At 71.5% G+C, this 15263-nt stretch carries 17 protein-coding genes; 7 read left to right on the top strand and 10 right to left on the bottom strand.

The window, feature by feature from the left end; genetic code table 11:
* Nucleotides 1-2: 2 nt before the first annotated feature.
* The 6 genes from ACH4YL_RS32880 to ACH4YL_RS32855 form a co-directional block, all read right to left on the bottom strand.
* The gene (locus ACH4YL_RS32880; RefSeq protein WP_398511153.1) at nucleotides 3-1451 is read right to left on the bottom strand and encodes a peptidoglycan D,D-transpeptidase FtsI family protein; all 1449 of its coding nucleotides are present in this window, start codon (nucleotides 1449-1451) and stop codon (nucleotides 3-5) included.
* 93 nt (nucleotides 1452-1544) lie between these two features.
* Complete coding sequence (locus tag ACH4YL_RS32875) at nucleotides 1545-2201, bottom strand: response regulator (RefSeq protein ID WP_398511152.1); 657 nt, start codon at nucleotides 2199-2201, stop codon at nucleotides 1545-1547.
* A complete protein-coding gene (locus ACH4YL_RS32870; RefSeq protein ID WP_398511181.1) occupies nucleotides 2198-3358 on the bottom strand; it encodes a sensor histidine kinase in 1161 nt (386 codons plus the stop codon). The genes ACH4YL_RS32875 and ACH4YL_RS32870 overlap by 4 nt, the downstream gene beginning before the upstream one ends.
* A gap of 239 nt (nucleotides 3359-3597) precedes the next feature.
* A complete protein-coding gene (locus ACH4YL_RS32865) occupies nucleotides 3598-4569 on the bottom strand; it encodes a hypothetical protein (protein WP_398511151.1) in 972 nt (323 codons plus the stop codon).
* A 79-nt stretch (nucleotides 4570-4648) separates the two neighbouring features.
* Nucleotides 4649-5125, bottom strand: a complete 477-nt coding sequence (locus ACH4YL_RS32860) for a GNAT family N-acetyltransferase (protein ID WP_398511150.1) — start codon at nucleotides 5123-5125, stop codon at nucleotides 4649-4651.
* Nucleotides 5126-5896 (bottom strand): IclR family transcriptional regulator, encoded by a 771-nt coding sequence (locus ACH4YL_RS32855; RefSeq protein WP_398511149.1) that lies wholly within the window; start codon nucleotides 5894-5896, stop codon nucleotides 5126-5128. It lies immediately after the preceding gene.
* A 127-nt stretch (nucleotides 5897-6023) separates the two neighbouring features.
* Between ACH4YL_RS32855 and ACH4YL_RS32850 the strand changes: the two genes are divergently transcribed.
* Nucleotides 6024-7562, top strand: coding sequence for an aldehyde dehydrogenase (NADP(+)) (locus tag ACH4YL_RS32850; protein WP_398511148.1), 1539 nt, complete (start codon nucleotides 6024-6026; stop codon nucleotides 7560-7562).
* Nucleotides 7563-7566: 4 nt separating this feature from the next.
* Nucleotides 7567-8181 carry a DUF1349 domain-containing protein gene (locus ACH4YL_RS32845; protein WP_398511147.1) on the top strand — a complete coding sequence of 205 codons (615 nt, stop codon included), beginning with the start codon at nucleotides 7567-7569 and terminating at the stop codon, nucleotides 8179-8181.
* 5 nt (nucleotides 8182-8186) lie between these two features.
* On the opposite strand, the gene ACH4YL_RS32840 is transcribed toward ACH4YL_RS32845, so the two are convergent.
* Nucleotides 8187-9107 (bottom strand): 2-dehydropantoate 2-reductase, encoded by a 921-nt coding sequence (locus ACH4YL_RS32840; protein ID WP_398511146.1) that lies wholly within the window; start codon nucleotides 9105-9107, stop codon nucleotides 8187-8189.
* Between the two features lie 120 nt (nucleotides 9108-9227).
* Here ACH4YL_RS32840 and ACH4YL_RS32835 point away from each other — a divergent pair, with 120 nt between their 5' ends.
* On the top strand, nucleotides 9228-9575 hold the full coding sequence (locus ACH4YL_RS32835; protein WP_398511145.1) for an ArsR/SmtB family transcription factor: 348 nt from the start codon (nucleotides 9228-9230) through the stop codon (nucleotides 9573-9575).
* Here ACH4YL_RS32835 and ACH4YL_RS32830 read toward each other — a convergent pair.
* Together ACH4YL_RS32830 and ACH4YL_RS32825 are read right to left on the bottom strand one after the other, a co-directional pair.
* Nucleotides 9487-10539, bottom strand: a complete 1053-nt coding sequence (locus tag ACH4YL_RS32830) for a DNA-3-methyladenine glycosylase family protein (RefSeq protein WP_398511144.1) — start codon at nucleotides 10537-10539, stop codon at nucleotides 9487-9489. The two genes, ACH4YL_RS32835 and ACH4YL_RS32830, sit on opposite strands and share 89 nt — an antisense overlap.
* A 2-nt stretch (nucleotides 10540-10541) precedes the next feature.
* Nucleotides 10542-10913, bottom strand: coding sequence for a VOC family protein (locus ACH4YL_RS32825; protein WP_398511143.1), 372 nt, complete (start codon nucleotides 10911-10913; stop codon nucleotides 10542-10544).
* Between the two features lie 80 nt (nucleotides 10914-10993).
* Between ACH4YL_RS32825 and ACH4YL_RS32820 the strand changes: the two genes are divergently transcribed.
* The 3 genes from ACH4YL_RS32820 (at nucleotide 10994) to ACH4YL_RS32810 (ending at nucleotide 13445) form a co-directional block, all read left to right on the top strand.
* Nucleotides 10994-11455, top strand: a complete 462-nt coding sequence (locus tag ACH4YL_RS32820) for a MarR family winged helix-turn-helix transcriptional regulator (RefSeq protein ID WP_398511142.1) — start codon at nucleotides 10994-10996, stop codon at nucleotides 11453-11455.
* A 137-nt stretch (nucleotides 11456-11592) separates the two neighbouring features.
* Nucleotides 11593-12303: a DsbA family oxidoreductase gene (locus ACH4YL_RS32815; protein WP_398511141.1), complete on the top strand. Its 711-nt coding sequence runs from the start codon at nucleotides 11593-11595 to the stop codon at nucleotides 12301-12303.
* A 95-nt stretch (nucleotides 12304-12398) separates the two neighbouring features.
* Nucleotides 12399-13445: an aminotransferase class V-fold PLP-dependent enzyme gene (locus ACH4YL_RS32810; RefSeq protein ID WP_398511140.1), complete on the top strand. Its 1047-nt coding sequence runs from the start codon at nucleotides 12399-12401 to the stop codon at nucleotides 13443-13445.
* Here ACH4YL_RS32810 and ACH4YL_RS32805 read toward each other — a convergent pair.
* Nucleotides 13394-14008, bottom strand: a complete 615-nt coding sequence (locus tag ACH4YL_RS32805; RefSeq protein WP_398511139.1) for a MarR family winged helix-turn-helix transcriptional regulator — start codon at nucleotides 14006-14008, stop codon at nucleotides 13394-13396. The genes ACH4YL_RS32810 and ACH4YL_RS32805 overlap by 52 nt on opposite strands.
* A 134-nt stretch (nucleotides 14009-14142) precedes the next feature.
* Here ACH4YL_RS32805 and ACH4YL_RS32800 point away from each other — a divergent pair, with 134 nt between their 5' ends.
* On the top strand, nucleotides 14143-15222 hold the full coding sequence (locus ACH4YL_RS32800) for an alkene reductase (RefSeq protein ID WP_398511138.1): 1080 nt from the start codon (nucleotides 14143-14145) through the stop codon (nucleotides 15220-15222).
* Nucleotides 15223-15263 lie beyond the last annotated feature (41 nt).

Below are 15263 nucleotides of genomic sequence, written 5' to 3'. Positions count from 1 at the left end.
CGTCAGGACTTCAGGGCCGCGGCCATCATCTTCTTCGCGATGGGCGCGGCCAGTCCGTTGCCGCTGACCTCCGAGCGGGCCGCGCCCGAGTCCTCGATCATCACGGCGACCGCCACCTGCTTGCCGCTGTCGGACGTGGCGTACGAGGTGAACCAGGCGTACGGCGTCTTGCTGTTGTTCTCGCCGTGCTGCGCGGTGCCCGTCTTGCCGCCCACCTCGACGCCGTCGATCTGCGCGTTCGACCCGGTGCCCTTGTCCACCACGGTGACCATGGCGCTGCGCAGCTGCTCGGCGGTCGACGCGGAGACGATCCGCTGCGAGGCGCCGTCCTCATAGGAGTTGAGCGTGTTGCCGTCGGCGTCCACGACCTTGGAGACCATATGAGGTGAGGCCATGACGCCGTCGTTGGCAATGGCCGCCGACACCATGGCCATCTGCAGCGGAGTCGCGGTGACATCGAACTGGCCGATGCCGCTGTACGCCGTCGACGGCTTGTCCATGTCCTTCGGATACACACTGGCGTAGGCGCGCACCGGCACGTCCAGCTCGCTGTTGTTGAAGCCGAACTTCTCCGCCATCGCCCTGACCTTGTCCTCGCCGAGGTCGACCGCCAGCTTCCCGAAGACGTTGTTGCAGGAGTACTGGAGCGCGGTGCGCAGGGTCGCGTTCTCGCAGGGCGCGGACTTGTTCTCGTTCTCCAGGACCCTGGTGGTGCCGGGCGGGGTGTACGGGTCCGGGCTGTCCGTCTTGTCGTCCACCGAGCCGTACAGACCGTCCTCCAGCGCCGCCGCCGCGACCACCAGCTTGAAGGTCGAGCCGGGCGGCAGCGGCTGCCGCAGCGCACGGTTGACCAGCGGCTTGTCCGGGTCGGCCAGCAGCTTCTTCCAGGCCTCTCCGTCCGTGGTCCCGGCGATCGCCGACGGGTCGTACGACGGTGTGGAGACCATGCCGAGAATCTCGCCGGTCTCGGGGTCGATGGCGACGGCCGCGCCCTTGGTGTCGCCGAGCGCCTCGTAGCCCGCCTTCTGCACCGCCGGATCGATGGTGGTCAGCACGTCGCCGGGCTGCTGCTGCTTGCCGGTGAGCGCGTCGACCGGGTTCTTCAGCCGGGTGTCGGTGCCGTCCAGAACCTTGTCGTAGATGCCTTCCAGCTGCGTGGTGCCGTACGCCTGCGAGCTGTAGCCGGTGACGGCCGCATAGAGCGGGCCGTCGGCGTACGAGCGCTGGTATGCCAGATCGCTGCCGGTCGTCCGCTTCGAGCCGGTGACCGGTGATCCGGCCACCACGATGTCGCCGAGCGGCTGCCCGTACCGGGCGATGATCTTGCGCCGGTTCTTGTCGTTGTCCGCGAGTGCCGTGCCTTCGTACGCCTGGACCCAGGTGGCCCGCACCAGCAGGGCGAGCACCAGCAGCAGGCTGAAGACGGCCGCGTTCCTGATCGTCTTGTTCATCCCGCTCAAAGGACGAGCGAAGCGGTGGGACCCGTTCCCTGTTCATCCCGTTTCTCAGGAATTCTTCATGTCGTGGGTGAGGCCACGGAGCCGTCAGCCGGGCGAGATGAAGCCTGATTCGTACGCCGCGATCACCGCCTGCGTACGGTCCCGCGCGCCGGTCTTCGCCAGCACCGACGCCACATGTGTCTTGGTCGTCGCCGGACCCACGCCCATCCGCCCGGCGATCTCCGCGTTCGTCAGGCCCTTCGCCATCAGCCGCAGCACCTCGGCCTCGCGCTCGGTCAGCCGGGCCGCCCACGGCGGGGCAGCGGCGGGCCGCGGCCTGCCGTACTCGGCGGCCAGTGCGCGCACCGCGGAGGGAAAGAGCAGCGAGTCGCTGCGGGCCACCAGCCGCACCGCCTGGACCAGGTCCTCGGCCTCGGCGCGCTTGAGCAGAAAGCCCGCGGCTCCGGCGCGCAGCGCGTCGTACACGTAGGAGTCGTTCTCGAAGGTCGTCACCACCACGATCCGAGGCGGCTCGGACAGCGTGCCGAGGATCTGCTCGGTGGCCCGGATGCCGTCGATCTGTGGCATCCGCACATCCATCAGCACCACGTCCGGGCGCAGCTCACGCACCACGGACACGGCCTCGGCGCCGGTCGCCGCCTCGCCGACGACCTCCATGTCCGGCTCGGCGTCGAGGATGACGCGCAGCGCCGTACGCACCATCCGTTCGTCGTCGGCGAGGACGACCCGGATCGTGCTCATCGCTCGCTCCCCAGCGGCAGCTCGGCGGACAGCCGCCACACCGCGTCCCGCGGCCCCGCCTGCGCGGACCCGCCGAGCAGCGCGGCGCGTTCGGCGATGCCACGCACGCCGCGGCCGCCTCCCGGGCGGACGGCCGGGGCCCGGTCGGGCAGCGGATTCTCCATCGTGATCTCCAACTCCTCGCCGCGTACGGCGATGCGCAGGGTCACCGGGGAAGCCCCGGCGTGACGCAGGGCGTTGCTCAGCCCTTCCTGGACGATGCGGTACGCCTCGCGGGAGACGGGCGGCGGCACGGCGGTCAGGTCGCACTCGGCGGTGTACGACACCGGCACGCCGCTGCGGGCCAGCAGCCCGTCCAGGGTGTCGAGGCAGGGCCCGGACGTGAGCGCGTTCGCCTCGTCCTCGCCGTCCTGCCGCAACAGGCCCAGTACGGAGTCGAGTTCGCCGACCGTACGGCGTGTGGTCTCCTCGATCGCGGCCAGCGCCTCCCGTACGAACTGGGGATCGCTGTCCAGGACCTTGCGGGCCGCGCCCGCCTGCAGGGTGACCGCGCTCAGCGCGTGTCCCACCGAGTCGTGCAGCTCGCGGGCGAGGCGGTTGCGCTCGGCCAGTTCGGTGGCCCGCCGCTCGGCGGCGGCCAGCCTGTCCTCGGGCGTCGGGCCCAGCAGCACCGGTGCCTCGCGGGCCAGCAGCGCGCCGGCCGCCGCGGCGCAGCCCGCGAGCGCCAGCAGCATCGCGATCCCGGCGATCGGGAACAGGGCGAGCTGCCAGCCGGGATCGTCGGGCATCTCCAGCCAGTCCCGCATCGCCGGGAAGAACGGGACCGCGATCAGGCTCACCGCGAACGGCGGCAGCGCCAGCGACGCGCCGCTGACCAGCGCGCCGACCCCGGCATGCAGCGTGAACCAGGCCGAAGTCCGCACCCGCGCGGCCCGGGTGCGCGCGGGCCCGTCGGCGTACAGCTCGGCCGGCACCCCGCACAACGGCCGGGCAAGGGCCACCGACAGCGGCCTGGTCAGCCGGAACAGCGCGGTCACCGCGGCGATCGGCAGCGCGAGCGCATACGCCCCGAGCTGGTGTGTCAGCGACCCGTTGAAGACGTTGTCCGAGCCGACCAGCGGACCGATCACCGTGGAGCCGACGAGCCAGTAGGGCATCAACAGCGCGCCGCCCAGGATCAGATGGACCCAGCGCAGCCTGGCCCGCGCCCCGAACAACGTCCTAAGGGGGTGTCTTTCAGATCTTGCCGGGCTCGCGTGCCCTGGCACGGCACCTCGCCGCGTTGTCGTCAGTCGCCGACGCTCCGCGTCGTCTCCCTCCTCCGCCTTGCGATGCACCGCACCAGACCCCGCTCGCTGATCCGGCCTGATCCGAAAGACACCCCCTAGCAGCCGCTTCACGCGCCGCGCCGCCGCAGCAGCGAGGTGGTGCCGGTGACGACGAGCAGACCGACGATCATGCCCACAGCGTAGGTCAGGGACATCAACACCGATGCCCGCTCGCCGTCTTCGGCCCCCGGCAGCACCGCGGCGATCAGCAGCCAGATGCCCCAGCAGCCCGCGGCGCCCGAGCCCAGCCAGGCCATGGCCAGCGGCACCTTCACAGGCAGGGCGCGGCCCCGCCGGAAGGCAAGCATCAACCCGCCCGCCACGGCGACGGCCACGAAGATGAAGCTGATCGCTTCGAGCACGTAGAAGTCGGCCGTACGGTCCGCGATCCGCGCCCGGGAGAGACCGGCCGTCGCGCCGCACGCCCACAGCAGGCGCATCGTGGCGGGGAAGAGCGCGAGCACGGCGGCGGCCGCGGCGGTCACCTTCAGCGTCCGGCCGGTGGCGGCGGTGGGCAGGTCCCAGACCCGGCCCCGCCACACATGGCTCCAGCGCTCCCGCGCGTACAGCACGAAGAGCGCGCCGAGGGCCAGGCCCTGGACGATGAAGCCGGAGTACACGACGCCGAAGACCCACTCGTCGAGGAACGGCTCACCGCCTGCGCCCCCGGGTTCGTCCCCGGTGAAGGCCTTCACCAGCAGCTGCACCGGGAAGCCGATCATGATCGGGAGCAGCAGCCCGCCCGCGATCCACATCGGGGCGGCCAGCAGCCAGGACGGGACGCGGCGGCCCCAGGGCCGGGTGAGCAGCAGAGCCAGGACGATGACCGCGCCGTCCATCAGAACGGTGACGCTGTTGGCGAAGGCAATCGTGACGCGGTGCTCCAGCAGCACACTGCCGCTCGGGATGCCGATCGTGCTGCCCGCGATCCAGGCGATCTTGAGCGAGAGATACGGCACGCAGGAGGCGATCGCGGCGGCACGGAGCACGGAGCGTGCGGCGGGAGCCCGTAGGACGGAAGCGGGCTGTGTCTGTGTCATGACACCCACGCTCCCGGCGGGAGCCCTCGCGCACGTCCTGCGCTGCGACGAGCCGCCTCCGCCGCGCGGCGGAGGCGGCTCAGCCGGCCAGGGTGAGCAGCACCTCGTCGGTCTCCGCACCACGGGCGTTCGCAAAGCCTCGGTCGCTGCCGGTGACGGTGAATCCGCACTTCTCGAGGACCCGGATCGAACCCGCGTTGTCCGCGGCGGCGCGGGCGTGCAGCGGGCGTTGCGGTACGAGTTCGAGCAGCGCGCGCAGCGCGGCGGTGGCGATGCCCCGGCCCCAGTGCGCGCGGTCGATGAAGTACGTGACCTCGAGCTCCTCGGGCGGCCCGTACACCGCGGCGTGGCCGACGACCACCCCGTCTGCGACGACGGTCCGTGTGACGGCGTCCGAGGCGCGGACCCGCACCCAGTGTGCGTCGAAAGCGACCCGGTCGGTGGGGTCCTTGCTGGTGAAGGCGGCCATCCGGTTCGACTCCGGATCGCTCATGTGCCGGAAGAAATGCGGCAGATCGCCGTCGGCGACCTCGCGGAGAGTGACCTGCGTGGACATTCAGAGCCTCCGTGTCGCCAGTGTCAGCCGGTCACGCGCGTCGAAGAGCGCGTCCTTGATCATCTGTTCGTGGGCCGGGGTGAGCCGGGCCACCGGGACCGAGCAGCTGATCGCGTCCCGCGCCGGAGTGCGGTACGGGATCGCGATGCCGAAGCAGCGCAGGCCCAGCGTGTTCTCCTCGCGATCCACGGCGTAGCCCTGCTCGCGGATCACATGCAGGTCCTCGATGAGCTTCTCGCGGTCGGTGATCGTGTGCTCGGTCAGCGAAGCCAGCGTCTCCGGGAGCATCTTGCGGACCTGCTCGTCGCTGTGCGTGGCGAGCAGCGCCTTGCCCAGCGAGGTGGAGTGCGCGGGCAGCCGGCGGCCGACGCGGGTGAAGGGGCGGAGGTAGTGCTGCGACTGGCGGGTGGCGAGATAGACGACATTGGTGCCGTCGAGCCGCGCGAGGTGGATGGTCTCGGTGGTGTCGTCGGAGAGCCGGTCCAGCGTGGGCCGGGCCGCGGCCACGACCTCGTCGCCGTCGATGTACGAGGTGCCGACCAGCAGCGCGCGTACGCCGATGCCGTACCGCGTGCCGGTCGCGTCCGTCTCCACCCAGCCGAGTTCGACCAGCGTGCGCAGCAGCATGTACAGGCTGGACTTCGGGTAGCCGACGGCCTCCTGGACGGCGGCGAGCGAGTGCATGCCGGGGCGCCCGGCGAAGTACTCGAGCAATTCCACCGTCCGCACCGCGGACTTGACCTGTGCCCCACCGGAATCGGCCGTCGACATTGCTCTCGCCCCTTCTTGACCGTGCGGAACGCACGGAAATAGAGTCCCCAGAGATTCACCATCAGGAACACTGTTCAGAATACCGAACACTACTGATGGGTGGCAGAAGAAGGGGAAGGAAGCCGCGGTGGCAGCAGCACCAGTCTGGAGTGTCGACCCCCGAACCGGGAACCCGCGTGAACAGGTTGCCGTGGAGTCCACGGCAGAGGAGATCGACCGCGTGGTCCGCGCCGCGCACGCCGTCCGCCCCGCTCTCGCCGACCGGAGTGTACGCGCGCGGCTGCTGCGCACCGCCGCCGACCTGCTCGACGAGGCGCGCGAGCACGTCATCGAAGCGGCGGACGCCGAGACCGCGCTCGGCCCGGTGCGGCTGACCGGCGAACTGGCCCGCACCACCGCCCAGTTGCGCGCCTTCGCCGAGGTCGTCGAGGACGGCGGTTATCTCGACATCCGCATCGACCACGCGGACGCCACCCGCACCCCGCCGTGGCCCGATCTGCGCCGCTACAAGATCCCGCTGGGCGTTGTCGCCGTCTACGCGGCCAGCAACTTCCCGCTCGCCTTCTCGGTGCCCGGCGGTGACACCGCCAGCGCGCTCGCGGCCGGCTGCCCGGTCGTCGTCAAGGCGCACCCCGACCACCCCGCCACCTCCGAACTCTGCGCGTCCGTGCTGCGCAGGGCCGCCCGCCAGGTCGGCCTGCCCGAGGACGTCGTGACGCTCGTCCACGGCTTCGACGCGGGCGTCGAACTGGTCGGACACCCGCTGGTCTCGGCCGCCGGCTTCACCGGATCCGTACGCGGCGGCCGGGCGCTCTTCGACGCCGCGGCCTCCCGTTCCGCCCCCATCCCGTTCCACGGCGAGCTGGGCTCCCTCAACCCGGTCGTGGTCACCGAGGCGGCCGCCGCGGAGCGGGCCGAGCAGCTCGGAGCCGGGCTCGCGGGCTCGATGACGCTGGGCGAGGGCCAGTTCTGCACCAAGCCCGGCTTTGTCCTCGCGCCCGCCGGCGACGCCGGCGACCGGCTGCTGAAGTCGCTGACGGCCGCGGTCAGCGAGACCGAGCCGGGTGTGATGCTCGACCACCGGATGCGCGGCGCGTTCGTCGAAGGCGTACGGGAGCGGGCCGCACTGCCCTTCGTCGAAGCACCCATCACCCCGGGTGCGGGCGGCGAGCACACCGTGAGCGCGGGCTTCCTGTCCGTACCGGCCCGGCTGCTGGCCGCCGAAGGACCGCACGACCTGCTGCTCGAGGAGTGCTTCGGCCCGGTCACGGTCGTCGCGCGGTACGACTCCGACGACGAGATCACCGCGGTGCTCGGCCGGCTCCCCGGCAACCTCACGGCCACGCTGCACCTCTCCTCCGGCGAGGCGGACGGTGCGGGCCGCGGCACCGAGCTGCTCGCCGAACTCACCCCGCTCGCGGGCCGCGTGCTCGTCGACGGCTGGCCGACGGGCGTCGCCGTCGCACCGGCCCAGCACCACGGCGGCCCCTACCCGGCCACCACCTCCACCTCCACCTCGGTCGGAGCCACCGCCATCGAACGCTGGCTGCGCCCGGTCACGTACCAGAGCACACCCGATGCGCTGCTCCCGCCCGAGCTGCGCGACCAGAACCCGCTCGGTCTGCCGCGTCGGGTGGACGGACGACTTCAGACTCCAGCAAGCTGAGCGCGTGACCGACCAGATCGAACTGCCCGAACTCCCCTTCCCCCTGCGTCCGTACGGCCCCGACGCCAACTGGTCGTACGAGAAGGGCACGCTCACCGGCTGGGCCGGCGCCCGGCAGGACCGCTTTGTGCCGCCATCCGGCCACGCCCTGGACCCCGCGTCCGACGCGCCGCGGCTGCTCGGCGCGCCGGAGGGCGACTTCCAGCTGATCGCCCGGGTCACCGTCGGCTTCGCCGCCGCGTTCGACGCCGGAGTGCTCTATGTGCATGTCGGCGAGCGGGAGTGGGCCAAGCTCTGTCTGGAGCTCTCGCCGGACAAGCCGACCATCTGCACGGTGGTCACCCGCGGCTACTCCGACGACGCCAACTCCTTCGAGGTGGACGGCGACCGCGTGTGGCTGCGGGTCAGCCGCACCGGCAAGGCGTTCGCCTTCCACGCCTCGACGGACGGCGAGCGCTGGACCTTTGTGCGGATCTTCGCGCTCGGGACCGAGGAGCAGGCCGGAGCGGCGCTCGTCGGGTTTCTGGCGCAGTCGCCGGTGGGCGAGGGGTGTGTGGTGACCTTCGACCGGATCGAGTACCGGGAGGGCTGGCCGGAGGGCCTGCGCGACGGATCCTGACCAGGTCAGGCGGAAACGCGGTGCTGGTGGACACGCAGGTGCAGGGTCGCCAGGTCCAGCAGCGGTGTGGCGACCGACAGCCCACGCGCACGCGACACCAGGTCCGCGAGGATGTGCTCGGCCTCGGCGGGGCGACCGGCCACGACGTCCCGGTACATGGAGGGCGCGAACGGCACATCGGTCCGGGTCACCAGCTCCTTGGTGGCGGTGAGTTCGGCGTCCGGGACGGGGAACCCGGCCGCCGCCGACACCGAGGCCGCCTCGGCGAGGATCGCGGGGCCGAGCGCGGGCCCGCCGGGCACGGCGTTGATGTCCGCGACCGTCCCGCGCATCAGACACGTCAGCGCGCCCAGAGTGGCGATGAAGACCCACTTGTGCCACATCGCGGCCACGATGTCCGCCGAGGCATCGGCATCGACGCCGGCGGTACGCAGCAGAGCCGCGAACTCCTCCACCCGCGGTGACAGCCGGCCGTCCTGTTCGCCGACGGCCAGCTGCGCGAGCGGGGCGAGCCGCACGATGTCGCCGTCGTCGTTCAGGGTGGTGACGACCTTGGCGACACCTCCCAGGACCCGGGCGGTGCCGAAGCGGGCATTCAGGTCGTCGAGGTGGGCCATGCCGTTGAGCACGGGGAGCAGCGCGGTGTCCGGGCCGACCGCGGGCGCGAGGTCGGCCACGGCCGAGTGCATGGCGGCCGCCTTCACCGACAGCAGGATCAAGTCGTACGGCTCCGACAGGCCGCCGGCGGTGGCCAGTTGGGGAGTGAGCACCTCCTCCTCGCCGAGCCCGGTGAGGCGCAGGCCCCGCTCGCGAAGTGCCTCGGCGCGCCGCGGGCGGACCAGGAAGGTGACGTCCCCGCCCGCCTGAACCAGTCGCGCGCCGAAGAAGCCTCCTGTGGCGCCGGCGCCGACGACCAGAACCTTCATGGGAATCCCTCCGCAGTGGCCCGAGGCCGATCAGGTGTTCAATAGAAGTCGAACACCTGGAGTGTAAGATCGCCATCGAACACTCGGCAAGAGGCATTCACAGGACGCGAGGAGAACGCCATGCGGGACCAGGCCGCCGGCGGACACCGCGCCGCCCCGGTGCACACGCACCCCGACGACGTCTCCGTGCTGACCGCGCTGTCCGCTCTCGCGGACCCCGTGCGCATCCAGCTCGTCCGCGAGCTGGCGGGCTCCGGCGACTGGACCCGCAGCTGCGGCAGCTTCGACGTCCCGGTCGGCAAGGCGGCTCTCAGTCACCACTTCACGGTCCTGCGCGGAGCGGGTCTGGTGGAACAGCGCGACCAGGGGCCCAGGCGGGTCAACCGGCTGCGCCGCGAGGAGTTCGACGCGCGCTTCCCGGGGCTGCTCGATCTGCTGCTGCGGCCGGAACCTCCGGCGCCCAGGTGACCGGATTGCCGAACCCTTGGGCCTTCTGCTCGGCGCGGACGCGGAGCAGGAGTGCGATCCAGCTGCGGTACGGCTTCCAGTGGTCGGCGATCTCGGCCAGCCGGTGCACATCGTCCGCGCCGGTCTCACCGAGGTCGTAGGCGTCGGCGATGGACGCGTGCAGCCGCCGCTCGTGGCGAGGGAAGACGTCGGGATGTCCGGCGCCACGGATGAGAATGAGTTCGGCGGAGAAAGGGCCGATGCCGGGAAGGGCGCGCAGCGCCGCGAGGGCCTCGTCCGCCGGCATCGCGCGCAGCCGTGCGGCGTCGAGCTCGCCGGCGGCGGCCGCTTCGGCCAGCGCGTGCAGCCGCTCGACCTTCACGTCGGTCAGGCCGGGGACGCGGGTGATCGCGCGCAGCGTCGGCGGGGCAGGGAAGGCGTGCAGGGTCCGGCCCGCGAACTGGACGCGCTGTCCGTGCTGCTCGGCGATGCGGGCCTTGACGGCGGCGGCCTGGGTCATGCGGATGCGGTGGCCGATGATCGCCCACGCGGCGGCTTCGTAGGGCGAGTTGAAGCACACCGGCCGAAGCCCTGGATGGTCCGCCATGAGCCCGGCCACCACGGGATCGGCGGCAGCGAGTTCAGGGAAGCCGCTCGCGTCGACGTCGAGCGAGAGAATGCGGGCGAGCTGGGCCCGGACGGCCTTGGCGGGCCCGGACCCGGCGGACACGGGGTCCGCCGGAGGCTCGTCCGCGTCGCCGGGGTACAGGGTGAACTCGGCCCGTACCCTGCCCGCGGCACCGTCCGCCGTCTCCTCCTGCCGCACCGCGACGGCCACCGTCGAGTCGCCGTCGTCGGCCGGAAAGGCCAGGCGGAGGACCCCGTCCGCCGCGTCGTCATAGCTCGCGGGCGTGAAGCCCTCCAGGAAGCGCACGCTCGCCGCGAGCGAGAAGGGGCCGGACGGGGTGATGGCGACGGCGGTCATGGTCAGCCTCCGTGGGCCGTGATGGCGTAGCCCTCGGGGCCGTTGAAGGTGAACGTGCGGCCGAAGGGGCTGTCCATGGGCGGGCTGATGATGGGCACCCCGGCGGCGGTGAGCCGGTCGTGCAGTTCCTGCGCGTCCGTAGTGCGGAACCACAGGGCCACGCCGAGCCCGGGCCGCGCGACACCGTCGAGATCCACGCCCGGCAGCGGCTCGCGGACGGCGAACGAGACCGGCTCGGTGGCGAACACCACCGCACCTGGCGGCGAGGCCGGTGCGCGCCGCAGTCCGAGGTGCTCTTCGCAGAAGGCGGCGGCTGCCTCGACATCGCGTACTTGCAGAGCGATGAAGTCGGGGCCGTCGACGGTGACACTCATGGTGCTCCTCGATTCTTTGATGTCAGGACTTTGACATACGGAACTGTACTCACGGCGGCCTCCTATGTCAAAATCCTGACATGGAAGAACGGAAGCCCGTGGCCCCGCCCCACCCCGCCAAGGACGTCACGGAACATGTGGGATACCGCCTCAAACGCGCCGCTGCGGCACTGCGCGGCGCCATGGACAAAGCCCTGCGCGAGCACGGCCTGACGGTGCCGCAGTACGCCTGCCTCGAACTCCTCGACCAGCGGCCCGGTCTGTCCAACGCCGAGCTCGCCCGTGGCACTTTCGTCACACGGCAGTCCATGAACGTCGTCCTCCGCGGCCTCCAGGACACGGACCTGATCTCCCGGCCCGCCACCACCGACCACGGCCGCGCCCTTCCCGCACACCTCACCGCAGAGGGCCGCCGCCGTCTCGACGCGGCGCGGTCCGCCGTCTATGCCATCGAACGGCAGATGATCGACGCGGTCCCGCAGCGGCGGCTGGCCGCCCTCCTCGCCGACCTCGACCGCATGGCGGAAGCCCTCGGCGGGTGACCCGCCGACTCACGCGCCCGGCGGTCCGGTGTTGTGCCTCACTGCGGCGACCGCGACGGAATGGGCCGATCGACGTGCGCGTTGAGATGGCGGCGGAGGCAGCCTCCGCACCGTACGAACCCCTGGAGAGAATCAGCATGCGCGTGGAGATCTGGAGCGACATCGCCTGCCCCTGGTGCTACATCGGCAAGGCCCGCTTCGAGAAGGGGCTCGCGGACTTCGCCCACCGCGACCAGGTCGAGATCGTGCACCGGTCCTTCGAGCTCGACCCGGGACGCGCCAAGGGCGACACCGCGCCGGTCGTCGACATGCTGGCGCTGAAGTACGGACGTACCCGCGAGGAGGCACAGGCGATGGAGGAGCACGTCGCCTCCAACGCGCGCTCAGAGGGTCTCGGCTACCGCACCGAGGGCCGGGACCACGGCAGCACCTTCGACGTCCACCGGCTGCTGCATCTCGCCAAGGCCCGCGGCCGCCAGGACGAGCTGCTCGATCTCGCCTACCGGGCGAACTTCGCCGAGGAGCGGTCGGTCTTCGACGCCGAGATCCTGGTGGAGCTCGCGGTCGAGGCGGGCCTGGACGCGGACGAGGCGCGTGCGGTGCTGGCCGACGAGGACGCGTACGCCGACGACGTACGGGCCGACGAGCGCGAGGCCGCGGAGCTGGGCGCGAACGGCGTCCCGTTCTTCGTGCTGGACCGGCGCTACGGAGTCTCGGGCGGTCAGCCGGCCGAGGTCTTCACCCAGGCGCTGGAGCAGGCCTGGCAGGGCCGGGCGATCACCCCGATCGGCTCGGAGGACGCGGCGGCCTGCGACACGGACGGTTCCTGCGAGGTCCCGCAGCGCTGATCAGGACCGCCGGGGCCGACGGTTAAGCGCTGCTGACAGGTGTCCCTCAACAATTCGCGATTGACCAGCGGTTGAGGGCACCGCAGGGTGATCCCATGGAGAATCTGGGCGGTGCCGAGTTCGCGCCGGACGCGACGTATCTGAACACCTCCACCTGTGGGCTGCTGCCGCTGCGCAGCGTCGCCGCGGTGACCGCGCTCCTCGATGAGCTCGCCGCCGGGCGTCCCGGCGGCGCCGGCGACTTCTCGGCGGTGACCGCGGCCCGGCAGTCCTTCGCCCGCCTGACCGGTGTGGACGAGGGCCGCGTGGCCGTCGGCGGCTCCGTCTCGGTGCATGTCGGGCTGATCGCGACCTCGCTGCCGCCGGGCGCGGAAGTCCTGTTCCCGGTGGGGGAGTACGCCTCGGTCATCACGCCGTTCCTCGTCCGCGGCGACCTCAAGCTGCGGTACGCGCCCCTGGAGGGTCTGGCCGATGCGATCCGTCCCGGCACGGCGCTGGTCGCGTTCTCTTCGGTGCAGTCGGCCGACGGCCGGATCGCCGACCTGCCGGCGATCCGCGCGGCGGCGGCCGCGCACGGCGCACGCACGCTGGTCGACGCCAGCCAGTCGGCCGGCTGGCTGCCGCTGGACGCGGGAGCCTGGGACTTCACCGTCACCGGCGGCTTCAAGTTTCTGCTCTGCCCGCGCGGCGTCTCGTTCCTCACGGTCACCGAGGAGGCCCAGCGGTCGGTGGTGCCGATTCATGCCGGGACCTTTGCCGCCGAGGAGCTGTGGAGCACGACATACGGCCCGGTCGACGATCTCGCCCGCTCGGCCCGCCGCTTCGACGAACCTCCGGCCTTCCCGTCGTACCACGGTGCCGAGCAGTCGCTCGCACTGCTGGAGGAGATCGGCATCGACGCCGTGCACGCCCATGACACCGCGCTCGCGCGGCGCTTCAGGTCGGGGCTGACGGAGCTGGGTCACGAGCCGGTGCCCGGCGACTCGGCGATCGTCGCCGTGCCGGGCCTCGGCCACCGCGTCCCGGAGCTGGCCCGCGCCTCAGTCGCCGTCGCCGAGCGGGTGGGCAATCTCCGGGCGGCCTTCCACCTCTACAACTCGGCGGCCGACGTGGACCGGACGCTGGACGTGCTGGCGGGCTGAGCCTCGGCCGGGGTTCCGGTCCAGGCCTCCTGCGCGGCGGCCTGGGCCTGAGTCACGGCCCACTCCGGGCAGCCCGCCGTCTCCGTGCACAGATTCGCCTCGACCTTCGCCAGCAGCCGGGTCAGCTCGGCGCGCTCGTCCGCGTCGATCCCGGCGAGCGTGTACTCCTCGAGACTGGTCCAGGCGGCGGTCACCTCGGCCTTCAGCGCGCAGCTCTTGTCGGTGGCCTCGACCAGGACCGCCCGCCGGTCCTTCGGGTCCGGACAGCGGCGTACGTGCCCGGTCTGCTCCAGGCGCTGGAGCATCTTGGTGACCGTCGACGGATCGAGGTCGACCGCCTTGATCAGCTCCGACTGCCGTACGGGACCGGCCTCCCAGAGCCGCATCATCAGGTGCTCCTGGCCGGGGTAGAGGCCGGCGTTCTTGAGCACCTTGCCCATGGCGATGCGATGCAGCCGCGCGACCCGGGACAGGGCATGACTGACGGGGCCGCCGCGGGCGGCTGCGGGCAGCAGCTCGGCGGGACAGGCGGGGTCTTCCTGCGCGCCGGGAGTGGCGGACATCGCGGCCTCCTCAGACCTCCGGGTTGAGGTACAGAGAGTACTCACCCAAAGATTACCTTGGTCGGCCAATCAATGCGCTACAGTGGCTTCCGGAGCGAATAGTTGGCCGACCATATAACTCTCTGGGAGCACCCATGACCACCGCGTTCGACCCCATCGAACTGTCCGGCACAGAGCTCGCGAACCGCATCGCCATGGCACCGATGACCCGCAGCCGTGCCTACGGCGAGGGACTCACGGTCACCGAGTCCACCGTCGAGTACTACAGCCAGCGAGCCTCGGCCGGCCTGATCGTCACCGAGGGCATCCAGCCGTCCGTGCAGGGCCAGGGCTACCCGAACACCCCGGGCCTGCACTCCGACGAGCAGGTCGCCGCCTGGCGCAAGGTCACCGACGCCGTGCACGCCAAGGGCGCGAAGATCTTCGCGCAGATCATGCACGCCGGGCGCATCGGCCACCCGGTGCTCTGGCCGGACGAGGAGCGCCTCAGCGTCGCGCCCTCCTCCGTCGCCGCCGACGGACAGCTCTACACGCACGAGGGACCGAAGGACTTCCTCGCGCCGCGCGAGCTGACCGCCGACGAAATCCCGGCCATCATCGAGGAGTTCGCCGAAGCGGCCCGCAACGCCGTCGCGGCCGGCTTCGACGGCGTCGAGCTGCACGGCGCCAACGGCTACCTGATCCACCAGTTCATCGCCGACAACACCAACCTGCGCACCGACGAGTGGGGCGGCTCGGTCGAGAACCGCATCCGCTTCGCCGTCGAGGTGACGAAGGCCGTGGCCGCGGCGATCGGCCCGGAGCGGACCGGCCTGCGCCTGTCGCCCGGAAATTCCTACAACGACATCGCCGAGACCGACCCGAAGGCCACCTACCCGGCCCTGGTCAAGGCGCTCGAGCCGCTGGGCCTCGGCTATCTGCACATCGTCGAGATGATCCCGGGCTACCGGGACATCACGCTGGAGCTGCGCGAGCTGTTCAGCGGCACGCTGATCCTCAACCCGGCGACGGAGGGCCCGACCGACCACAAGGCGCTCGGCCTGGTCGAGGAGGGCGTCGCGGACATCGTCGCCTTCGGCGCGCTGTTCCTGGCCAACCCGGACCTGCCGACCAGGCTGCGGACGGAAGGCCCGTACAACACTCCGGACACCGCCTCGTTCTTCGGCGGCGACGACAAGGGCTACACCGACTACCCGACGCTCAGCGGCAGCTGACGGCAGCCGAAAGCGGGGCCGGTCCCATGGGACCGGCCCCG

Source organism: Streptomyces sp. NPDC020681, from assembly GCF_044334895.1.
Taxonomy (GTDB): domain Bacteria; phylum Actinomycetota; class Actinomycetes; order Streptomycetales; family Streptomycetaceae; genus Streptomyces.
This window is presented reverse-complemented; position numbering and strand designations above follow the sequence as displayed.